The sequence below is a fragment of the Synechococcus sp. R55.7 genome, from assembly GCF_047461955.1.
GTDB lineage: Bacteria > Cyanobacteriota > Cyanobacteriia > Thermostichales > Thermostichaceae > Thermostichus.
Genome location: NZ_JANSIC010000095.1, coordinates 1 through 9,826 on the forward strand (window position 1 = coordinate 1; position 9,826 = coordinate 9,826).

Consider the following 9,826-nt stretch of genomic DNA (forward strand, 5'->3'; position numbering starts at 1 on the left):
ACCTGCGCCCGCAACCGCTCCAACAGGGCCCGCGGCTGCAACAGCCCCTCAATGCGGTCAATCGGCTTCCCATCTTTGAAGAGGATCAGCGTTGGCACCGCTTGAATGCCCCAGCGAGCAGCGATGGTTGGGTACTTTTCGGTGTCAACCTTCACAAAAGTAACCGCATCCCCCACCTGAGGTTTTACCTGCTCCAACACTTGCGCCATAACCTGACAAGGGCCGCACCAGGAAGCATAAAAATCCACCAGGATCGGGGTTTTGGATCCCTGAATCATGTCGGCAAAACTTTTGAATTGCTGTTTGTGCGCCATAGGAAACTCCCAGAGTGTTCTGAAAAGCCTGAGATGAAATCTATTTGTAAGCTAACTGTTTGAGATTAAAAATTGGTGTGGAGATCTCGCCGCAGCCTGCTTCGGTTTCCCGGTAGGATGGCTAGGGTTCAGGAGAAGAGCTAGAGCGTACCCGTAGTCTAGGGTGTTGTGGTGGACAAAGGGGCAGACTTTAGCAGGGCTTAAGCACTTGTCTTTTTTTGAGGAGTGGGATCCCGATGGCAACAAGTAGCAGCATGGTGAATCGTGGCGTGTTGGCTGCAGTGCTGGCTGGGGTAGGACTCAGCCTATGGGGGGCTTGGCGTTGGCTGTGGGATCCCTGGGGCTGGGCTCAGGTAGTGGCCGGGTTGCTGCTGAGTTTGGGCAGCTTGCTCTACTGGCTCAAGACCCGCCCCGCCGATCACCTGGTGGTGGAGCCCCAAGGCTGGCGCATCAGCCGCCACACCCCCGAGCACTGGGTCATTCAAGCGGAGTTTGTGGCTCGCAACCTCAACCCCCTTTTGGAAGTCACCTTGGCCCAGGTGGAGCCGCGACTGCATTTGCTCAGCGCCGGATCCCTAGAAGGCATTCACACCCGCCTACGCCTGCGCTCTCGCCATCCGGATCTTCCCCCCCGCCAAGACAACTACTGGCAGGCCTACATCATCACCCCCCAGAACCAGACTGGCCTAGAGGTTGAGATCGAGCTGAAGGGGGAAGGGCTGGCCCATTTGCGCTCTGCCTGGCTGGAGTTGGACTACATCCAGTACGGGCGGCAGCGGCGCACCCTCAAGACCAGCCATCTCATCCTGCCGTTGCAGGAGGTGGATCCCTTGCCAGAGCTGAACTGGCAGAAGCAGGGATCCCTCCTTTGGGCCGCCGTTCCCACCCACCTACTGACCCCCAGCGATGACTTGGCCGAGGTGCTACGGCGGTATGTAGGCCCTCACGTCCAGCCTGGGGATGTGGTGGCTATTTCCGAGAGTGCCGTGGCCATTGTGCAGGGCAACTTTCGCCATCCTCTCCAAGTCCAACCCGGCTGGCTGGCCCGCACCCTGTGCTACTTCTTCCCCTCCAAGACCAGTCTTTCAAGCTGCTACGGGATGCAGACTTTGATCGACTGCTCCGGGGCCTGGCGGGTGGTGTGGGCTTTTGTGGTGGGATCCCTGGCCAAACTGCTGGGGATCCCGGGGGTCTTTTATGCCCTGGCGGGGGAGCAGGCCGATCTCATCGACGACGTTACTGGCACCCTGCCTCCCTATGACCAGTTCATCGTGCTGGGGCCGCGGGATCCGGCCAAGTTGGTGGGGGATCTGCATCGGCAGACGGGCTACGAAGTGGCCATCGTGGATGCCAACGACCTGGGAGAGGTGAAGCTCCTGGCCGCCACCTCCGGGGTGCAGGGATCCCTGGTGAAGCAGGCGCTGCGCAAAAACCCCGCCGGCAATGCCGCTGAACAAACCCCCCTTGTGCTGATCAGGAAGATGACACCTGACTGAGGCTCTGCTGGGATCCGAGGGCTTGCATCGCCTGGTGAGTGGAGAGGAAGAAGCGCTCAGCGCCCACTTTCTCCACAAACCCAGCCTTTTGGAGGCGATCCATTACCGGCCCCTTCACCTCGGCCATGGCAAAGCCCACCCCTGCCTGCTGCAAACGTTCCACCAACTGGGTCAGCACTTCCAAAGCGCTGCCGTCGATGAAGTTGATGGCGCTGGCAACGAGCAGCACCTGCTCCACTGTGGGTCGCGCCGCCACCTCTCGCAGCAGATACTCCTGCAAGTAGGCTGCGTTGGCAAAAAACAGGCTCTCGTCCACCCGCACTGCCAAGATACGGGGATCGGTAATCACCTCATGGCGCTGCACGTTGCGGTAGTGCTCCGTACCGGGCACCTGACCCACGATGGCAATGTGAGGACGGCTAGCCCGCCAAAGAAAGAGCAGGATGGAGACTAACACCCCTATTCCGATCCCCTGCTCCACTCCGATCCCCAGCACACTGGCAAAGGTTACCAACCAAACCAGGGCATCGCCACGGTCGTAGCGCCAGCTTTGCAGCAGGGGGTGAAAATCCACCAGGGCCAGCACCGCCACCAGAACAATGGCCGCCAGGGTGGTCTGGGGCAAGAAGGTGAACAGGGGCATCAGCCAGATGACCGTCAAAGCCACCAACAGGCCGGTGATTAGGGAGGCCAGGCCACTGTTGGCGCCTGCTTGAAAGTTCACCACCGACCGGCTGATGCCTCCCGTTACCGGATAGCCGCCACTGCAGGCTGCTGCCAAGTTGGCTGCCCCCAAAGCCACCAGATCTTGGTTGGGATCCACCTTCTGCCGCCGCTGGCTGGCCAAGGACTGCCCCACAGCATAGCTTTCCGTGAAGCCCACCAAGCTGATGGCCAAGGCGGTGGGCAGAAGCGCTGTCCACTGTCCCCAGCTCAACGAGGGAAAGCCCAAGGGGGGCAACCCGGAAGGAATGGAGCCAACAACGGATACCCCTGCCCTCTCCGAGAGGTTTAGGCCCCAGACCAACAGGCTGGTCACGAGCACAGCCGCTAGCGGTGCCCCCTTGGTCAAAATCAAGGCCCAACCTGGAGGCACACCCCAACGCCGCAGTTGGTGGGGCAACTTTCGCTGAGCGTACACCAGCAGGGATACGGCCAGCAGCCCTAGGCCAAAGGTTGCCCAGTTCACCTTGTCCAGGCTTTGCCACAGCCGCTGCACCAACAGCAAGAAGGACTCCGTATTGGCGATCTTGACCCCCAGGAGGTGGCGGAGCTGGCTGAAGCCGATGATCAAGGCCGCCGCGCTGCCAAAGGCAGTCACCACCGTGTGGCTTAAGAAATTGGCCAAAAACCCCAGCCGCAACAACCCCATCGCCCCTTGAATCAAACCCACTTCCAAGGCCAGGCCTAAAGCCAACTGCCCGTACTCTGGGCTGCCCGGCAAGGACTCCGTCCCGCTGACGCGACCGGCCAGGGGCTCTAACCCTGCCGCCACCAAAAGAGAAATGATGGCCACTGGCCCTACCGCCAAGGCGCGGCTGGATCCCAGTAGTCCATAGACGATCACCGGCAAAATACTGGCGTACAGGCCCACTTGGGGGGGCAACCCGGCCAACAGGGCATAGGCCATGCTCTGGGGCACCAACAGAATGGCCACCACAAGGCCGGCGATCAGATCTCCCGGCAAATCTGATCGTTGATAGTGGAAGACCCAAAGGGACTCCTTAGCAAAGGGCAGGTACCGCGCCAGGATCCCTTGCCCCGAAGAGGAAGTAGAAGGGATCCCACTCATAGCGCCTGACCTCGGTTCCAGGGCATGCGAGCCAAGAGCAGAGCCATGCCACAGGTGTTGGTTACACCCGCAAACACCAGCCCAGCGCCCACAAAGCCACTCAGCAGCAGCCACCAGGGGTTGACAAAGGCCCCCAGAAGGGTTCCGGTGAGCACCAGGGATCCCGCTGCAATCTGCACCTGCCGCATGATGGAGATGGGCGCATTTTGGGTGCGGGTAACGGGCAGCTTGGCCGCTTTCCAAGCCTCGATCCCGCCCTTGAGGCTAATCACCTCCGGCCAGCCGCGGTCTAGCAACTGACAACCGGCGCGGATGGAGCGGCTGCCCATGCGGCAGTGCAACACCACTGGCTTTTCTGGCGTAGAGGCGGGCACTTTGGCGGGATCAAAAGTGGAGAGGGGCAGGTTGATAGCCCCCGGGATCCGCTCATCGGCATATTCTCCCGGCTCCCGCACATCAATGAGCTGGACTCGCCCCTGATCCAGCCACTGTTTTAAGGTCAGGGCATCGATCTCCTTGAGACGGGGATCCCGTTCTTGCGAAGCGGAAGGGATAGGGTTTTGTTGGGTTACGGTCATGGTTGTCTCCTTGCTTCTAGCGTTGTCTAAAATGCAAAATGCAGCGATTTTTGGGATTAATCCCCCTCCTCAAGCAAATGACTGGGCTCACCGGGGTAAAACCGGCTATCCAGGATTTGCTCTGAGGAATAAGGGCAGGTTTTGGGGAAAATCTTTCTGGGCAGCTTGGTCTCCTCCAGGGCCAGCTTCAGCGCTCCCAAGTAAGACTTGGAGATGGCCTCTGGCAAATAGGGCTTGAGACTTGGGCTTTCTTCAAGAAGCTCCAGAACTTCCTGCCGCTGCAGCTGGAGGGTGAGGAGCCAGCTTGCGGATCTCCCCTCTGGCTGGTACTCCCACTTGAGGAGATGCCCAACCAAAACTGCAAGTCGGTTTCGCAGTTCCTGCCGCTGTTGCCTGCCCAACGATTCAATCTCCTCGACTAAATTGGGCAGATCCAGCTTCTCCCAGGCCCGATCCCGCAGAAATTGAGCTTGTTGCTGGATCCAAGCGTAGAAATCGCTCTCATAGAGACTTTCTCGATCCACGCTCAAACTCTCCATTTCTGGATCCACGCTCAAACTCTCCATTTCTGGCAAGCCAATTGAGAGAAGGTTACCCAGAGCAGCGGGCCCTCACCATCGGAGTTTCACATGGGCTCCCCAGCCGGCGGGGGCTTACCCTGCACCTCGCTGCCCAGAAGGAATTAAACCGCTGCTGCCACTTGGCCGCACTGCTCGTTGGCCGGCACCGCTTCCTGGATCTTCTTCGGCTGGGGCAGGTTGAGGCTGTTCATCAGGGCAATGAAGCTCTCACGGGAACGCAGGTTGCCCGTTTCCGGATCCACAAAGCGCGGGTTCCAGCGCTTCTCCTCGCCAATGGTGGAGACGGTGTGCCCGCGATAGTCGTGGCCAGGATAGACCAGCGTCTCATCGGGCAGCGTAAACAAGTGCTGGGTAACATGGTCGTACATCAGGCCGGGATCCCCGCTTTGGAAATCCGTGCGCCCACAGCCGCGGATCAGCAGGGCATCTCCGGTAAGGACGCGATCCCCATTCACGCGGTAGGTCATGTGGCTGTCGGTGTGGCCCAGGGTAGCGATGGCTTCAATGACGACGGATCCCACTTGCAGCGTTTCCCCATGACCGATGAAACGATCTGCACATTGAGCCTTGGCCTGTACTGGCACCACCCCTTGGCAACCGGTCAGTTCCCGCAGCTTCCCGGTTCCCGTGATGTGATCCGCGTGAACGTGGGTTTCCAGGCAGTACTTCAAGGTTAGACCCAATTCCCGAATCAGCTTCAAATCCCGCTCCACCTGCTCCAGCACTGGATCCACCAGGGCGGCCTCGCGAGTTGCCGGATCCGCGATTAAATAGGTGTAGGTGCTTGTTTCTGCGTCGAACAGTTGGCGAAATAGCATAGTGCCCTCCTGTCTGGTATCGAAAGCCCGACGTGAACTTGGACTTTCTAGGAATACTATATAACTATCTAGTGTTAAAATCAAGTTGACGAACGGCGCAAGCAGGTTTGTTGATGGGAGAAAGCCGGTGAGCAGAGCGGATGTGAATGAGTGTCGCACAATCCTGACGCCGCAGGTTCTCAACAGCGTGGCGGAGTACTTCAAGGTTTTGGCGGAACCCAGCCGGCTGCAGATCCTGTGTGAGCTGCGCTCTGGGCCGAAGAATGTAACCCAGATTCTGGAAGCCACCGGCATGGGCCAGGCCAATGTTTCCAAGCACCTGAAAATCTTGGCGCAGGCAGGGATCGTCAGCCGTCAGCCCAAGGGGGTGAGTGTTTATTACCAAATTGCGGATCCCATGTGCTTTGAGCTGTGCGAAGTGGTATGTCGGCAGTTGGTGAGTCGGCTACAACAGCAAGCCCGCCAACTGGAGCCGCTGGCAGCCATTCACCCAGGTCAATCGAGCTGAGGCGAAAATGGTTCTCAAACGGGTTGGGGTTGTCGGGAGCACCTGATGATTAGTCCAGCCCCAGCCGCCGACGAAAGTAAGGGATGGTCTGTTGCAGCCCAACTTGCAGCGGGATCCGAGGCTCCCAACCCAAGAGGGCGCGGGCTTTGCGAATGTCGGGCCGCCGCTGCTTGGGATCATCTGTTGGCAGGGGCCGGTAAACAACAGGAGAAGGGCTGCCGGTGAGGGCGAGCACCTGCTGGGCCAGCTCCAGGATCGTGAACTCCTCTGGGTTGCCCAAGTTAAAGGGTCCGGGGTAGGGGCTGTTCATCAGCCGGATCAAGCCTTCCACCAGGTCGGAGATGTAGCAAAAGCTGCGGGTCTGGGATCCATCCCCATAGACCGTCAGGGGATCCCCGCGCAGGGCCTGGACGATAAAGTTGCTCACCACGCGGCCATCGTCCTCCCGCATGGCGGGGCCGTAGGTGTTGAAGATGCGGGCCACCCGGATCTCCGTCTGGTATTGCCGCTGCCAGTCGAAGGTGAGGGTTTCCGCCAAGCGCTTGGATTCGTCGTAGCAGGCCCGCGGGCCGATGGGGTTGACGTGGCCCCAGTAGTCTTCCGGTTGGGGATGCACTTGGGGATCCCCGTACACTTCTGAAGTCGAGGCCAGCAGGAACCTCGCTCCCGTTTTCTGGGCCAGTTGCAGCAGGTGGTAGGTGCCCCAGAGGCTGGTGCGGATGGTGCGGATGGGATCCGCTTGGTAGTGGGGGGGAGAAGCGGGGCAGGCCAGGTGGTAGATCTGCTGGATCCCGGCCTCTGCCAAAGCGGGCGGCAGGGGCTCGGCAACGTCGTGCCAAATGAACTGAAAGGCTGGGTTGTCCAGATGAGCTTGGACATTGAGCTGCCGGCCTGTGGAGCCATTGTCCAGACAAATGACCCAGTGGCCTTCTTGCAGAAGGCGGGTTACCAAGTGGGATCCGATAAATCCCAGGCCACCCGTAACCAGGATCTTCATGATTTCCCCTGATTTCCCCAGCACCTACCAGCCCACTCCAATGAGGGTTATGCCCGCCTGCCGCACCGCCTCCCGATCCAGACAGTTACGGCCATCGATGAGCAAGGGCCGCCGCATCAGCTCTGCAATCCGTCGGTAATCCAGTGACAAGAACTCCGGCCACTCCGTCACCAACACCAGGGCATCGCAATCTTGGGCCAGGCGAAACACATCCGTTTCCACCACCACATGGGCCAACCCCTCCCGCATCCCTGAAGCGGACACAACGGGATCATACGCCTTCACCTTTGCCCCAAGGCGGTGGAGCTGCTCGATTAAGGTCAGGGAAGGGGCATCCCGCAGGTCGTCGGTGTGGGGTTTAAACGTGAGGCCCAAAAGGCCAACGGTTTTACCCTTGAGCACCTTGAGGGCTTGCTGCAGCTTTTCCACCAAACGTTGCCGCTGTTCTCGGTTAACCTCCACCGTGGCCTGCAACAGCTTGGCCTCATAGCCATAGTCAGCAGCGGTTTGGATAAGAGCCGCCAGATCTTTGGGGAAGCAGCTTCCGCCCCACCCTATGCCAGCGTTGAGAAAGGCGCGGCCAATGCGCCTATCTAGGCCGATCCCTTCTGCCACCTGGGTGATGTCGGCGCCGGTGCGCTCGCAGATGTTGGCCATTTCGTTGATGAAGCTAATCTTGGTGGCCAGGAAGGCGTTGGCGGCATACTTGATCATTTCGGCAGAAGCCAGGTCGGTCACCAGCAAAGGCACGGGATCCCCTTGCAGGCCCTGCTGGCGGTTGAGGATGGGTTCATACAGCTGCCGCATGATTTCAATGGCGCGGGGGCTGTTGGAGCCAATCACAATGCGATCCGGGTAGAAGGTATCTTGGATGGCACTGCCCTCCCGTAGGAACTCGGGGTTGCTCACCACGTCAAACTGCGGCGTCCAAGGCGAGAGCTCCAAGGTCAGGGATCTGGCCTCTGGATCTCTCCCCACTTCTCGGCTGCTCAGCCGCTGCTTGGCGGCTTCGGCGGCCCCGTCCAAAATGAGCATGCGCACCCAGTCCCCAGAGCCAATGGGCACAGTGGATTTGTTGACAATGACCCGATAGTGCTCGTCCAGATGCTGGCCAATTTCCCGCGCCACTGCTTCCACGTAGCGCAGATCGGGATCCCCGCTGGGCAGGGCCGGGGTGCCCACGGCAATAAACACCACCTCGCTGGCCTGGATCCCAGAGCCCAGATCGGTGCTAAAGTGCAGCCGACCCGCCGCAGTTCCCTCCCGCACCAGCTCTTCCAGGCCGGGCTCGTAGATGGGCAGGCGACCCCGCTGCAGCCCTTCAATCTTGGCGGGGTTGTTGTCCACACAGATAACGCTATTTCCTAGGTGAGCCAGGCAAGCCCCTGTTACCAGGCCCACATAGCCAGCGCCTACCACAGCAACGTGCATACTCAGAGTTCGCTCCCCAATCGGCGGCCACTTGACTAAGCCTTAGCAGCTTGCTTTTAGGGTACCCTCCCTTACCCCTATTGAGGTCGGTGACAGAATAAAGCAGGATATCTGTGGATCCCCGCCCGAGCTGCAGTGAGCTTTCTGGATTCTGCTGCCATAGCCAGCCGCCGTCAGCGCCAAGTGCAGAGGGTGCTGTACGTCACGCTAGGGCTAAATGTCCTGGTGTTTCTGATCAAGTTAATCCTGGGGCTGACGACGGGATCCCTGAGCCTCATTGCCGATGCCCTGCACAGCTCCACCGACAGCGCCAGCAACATTTTGGGCTTGGTGGCCGTGCGCTTTTCTTCGCCAGAGCCCGATGACGACCATCCCTACGGCCATCGCAAGTTTGAAGCCATTGGAGCGCTGGGGATCGCCGCCTTTTTGGGGATGGCCAGCCTGGAGATCCTGCGCACAGCCGTGGAGCGGTTTTGGGAGCCCCAGCCCCACCTGCAGATCGATGAGCTAACCTTGGGGGTGATGGTGGGGGTGCTGGGCATTAATGTCTTTGTCACCCTCTACGAGCACCGCTGGGGCAAAGCTCTGTCCAGCTCGCTGCTGTTGGCCGATGCGCGCCATACCCTCAGCGACGTTGGGGTGACGCTGACGGTGTTGCTGGGGTTGGCCGGCATGCATTATTGGGGGATCCCTTGGTTGGATCAAGCCCTGGCTTTGCCGGTGGCGCTGCTGGTGCTCCGAAGCGGCTGGGAAGTGCTGCAGGAGAATCTTCCCTACCTCACCGACCGGGTGGCGATCCCTGCCGAGGCCCTGCGGGATCTGATCCTGAGCGTGCCAGGCGTGCTCGACTGCCATGACATCACTTCCCGCGGGATCCCAGGGGAAATGGTCTTTATCGAGATGCACCTGGTGGTGGAGCCACAGGACATTGAGTCCGCCCACCGCCTCACTGAGGAAGTCGAACACCTCCTGCAAGGGCGCTACGGGCCGGCGCGGATCCTCATCCACCTGGAGCCCCGCTCCCATATCGAACGACCCTAGCGAGAGCTTGCCACCTGCCAACAGATGACCCAGCCAAGGCTCAGGGATCCTGATGTTTCCAAAAGAACACCAAAACGGTATCAACGCCTCTGCGAGCGTCCCTCAAAATCTCGGAAAAGCCCATTCTTTCGTCGGATCCCTCGACGCCTTGTGCCACAAGGCTTTCCGGCCCCAAAACCCCCTCGCCGAAACTCTTTTTGCCCCCTTTTTTCCGGATCCCTCGCAAACGGGTCTTGCATCCCTTGCCCTGCTTGGCTTTAATAGGGGTGG

11 protein-coding genes are annotated in these 9,826 nt (G+C 59.8%); 3 read left to right on the forward strand and 8 right to left on the reverse strand.

The window, feature by feature from the left end:
- A partial coding sequence (gene trxA, locus NW820_RS06690; protein WP_414407039.1) for a thioredoxin occupies positions 1-314 on the reverse strand: 314 nt, incomplete at its 3' end.
- A gap of 236 nt (positions 315-550) precedes the next feature.
- Between trxA and NW820_RS06695 the strand changes: the two genes are divergently transcribed.
- On the forward strand, positions 551-1,810 hold the full coding sequence (locus tag NW820_RS06695) for a hypothetical protein (protein ID WP_414407040.1): 1,260 nt from the start codon (positions 551-553) through the stop codon (positions 1,808-1,810).
- Here NW820_RS06695 and NW820_RS06700 read toward each other — a convergent pair.
- The 4 genes from NW820_RS06700 to NW820_RS06715 form a co-directional block, all read right to left on the reverse strand.
- Positions 1,788-3,602, reverse strand: coding sequence for a SulP family inorganic anion transporter (locus NW820_RS06700; protein ID WP_414407041.1), 1,815 nt, complete (start codon positions 3,600-3,602; stop codon positions 1,788-1,790). The genes NW820_RS06695 and NW820_RS06700 overlap by 23 nt on opposite strands.
- Entirely contained in the window at positions 3,599-4,180 is a 582-nt protein-coding gene (locus tag NW820_RS06705) for a rhodanese-like domain-containing protein (protein WP_414407042.1), read from the reverse strand. Before NW820_RS06705 ends, NW820_RS06700 begins: the two co-directional genes overlap by 4 nt.
- A 56-nt stretch (positions 4,181-4,236) precedes the next feature.
- Positions 4,237-4,719, reverse strand: a complete 483-nt coding sequence (locus tag NW820_RS06710; RefSeq protein WP_414352140.1) for a DUF29 domain-containing protein — start codon at positions 4,717-4,719, stop codon at positions 4,237-4,239.
- Between the two features lie 143 nt (positions 4,720-4,862).
- The gene (locus NW820_RS06715) at positions 4,863-5,579 is read right to left on the reverse strand and encodes an MBL fold metallo-hydrolase (RefSeq protein WP_011433521.1); all 717 of its coding nucleotides are present in this window, start codon (positions 5,577-5,579) and stop codon (positions 4,863-4,865) included.
- A 127-nt stretch (positions 5,580-5,706) separates the two neighbouring features.
- On the opposite strand from NW820_RS06715, the gene NW820_RS06720 reads away from it, so the two are divergent.
- A complete protein-coding gene (locus NW820_RS06720; RefSeq protein ID WP_414373502.1) occupies positions 5,707-6,087 on the forward strand; it encodes an ArsR/SmtB family transcription factor in 381 nt (126 codons plus the stop codon).
- A gap of 49 nt (positions 6,088-6,136) precedes the next feature.
- Here the strand turns inward: NW820_RS06720 and NW820_RS06725 are convergent, their stop codons facing one another.
- Together NW820_RS06725 and NW820_RS06730 are read right to left on the reverse strand one after the other, a co-directional pair.
- On the reverse strand, positions 6,137-7,084 hold the full coding sequence (locus NW820_RS06725) for a UDP-glucuronic acid decarboxylase family protein (protein ID WP_414407043.1): 948 nt from the start codon (positions 7,082-7,084) through the stop codon (positions 6,137-6,139).
- 24 nt (positions 7,085-7,108) lie between these two features.
- Positions 7,109-8,515, reverse strand: coding sequence for a UDP-glucose dehydrogenase family protein (locus NW820_RS06730; protein WP_414407044.1), 1,407 nt, complete (start codon positions 8,513-8,515; stop codon positions 7,109-7,111).
- A 135-nt stretch (positions 8,516-8,650) separates the two neighbouring features.
- Here NW820_RS06730 and NW820_RS06735 point away from each other — a divergent pair, with 135 nt between their 5' ends.
- Positions 8,651-9,556, forward strand: coding sequence for a cation diffusion facilitator family transporter (locus NW820_RS06735; RefSeq protein ID WP_414407045.1), 906 nt, complete (start codon positions 8,651-8,653; stop codon positions 9,554-9,556).
- A 40-nt stretch (positions 9,557-9,596) separates the two neighbouring features.
- Here NW820_RS06735 and NW820_RS06740 read toward each other — a convergent pair.
- A partial coding sequence (locus NW820_RS06740) for a hypothetical protein (protein ID WP_414407046.1) occupies positions 9,597-9,826 on the reverse strand: 230 nt, incomplete at its 5' end.

What these genes read in the sequence shown, in the direction of transcription:
- NW820_RS06730 (WP_414407044.1), bottom strand. Translation starts at nt 8,515, where the DNA reads ATGCACGTTGCTGTGGTAGGCGCTGGCTATGTGGGCCTGGTAACAGGG.
- NW820_RS06695 (WP_414407040.1), top strand. Translation starts at nt 551, where the DNA reads ATGGCAACAAGTAGCAGCATGGTGAATCGTGGCGTGTTGGCTGCAGTG.
- NW820_RS06710 (WP_414352140.1), bottom strand. Translation starts at nt 4,719, where the DNA reads ATGGAGAGTTTGAGCGTGGATCGAGAAAGTCTCTATGAGAGCGATTTC.
- NW820_RS06715 (WP_011433521.1), bottom strand. Translation starts at nt 5,579, where the DNA reads ATGCTATTTCGCCAACTGTTCGACGCAGAAACAAGCACCTACACCTAT.
- NW820_RS06700 (WP_414407041.1), bottom strand. Translation starts at nt 3,602, where the DNA reads ATGAGTGGGATCCCTTCTACTTCCTCTTCGGGGCAAGGGATCCTGGCG.
- NW820_RS06705 (WP_414407042.1), bottom strand. Translation starts at nt 4,180, where the DNA reads ATGACCGTAACCCAACAAAACCCTATCCCTTCCGCTTCGCAAGAACGG.
- NW820_RS06725 (WP_414407043.1), bottom strand. Translation starts at nt 7,084, where the DNA reads ATGAAGATCCTGGTTACGGGTGGCCTGGGATTTATCGGATCCCACTTG.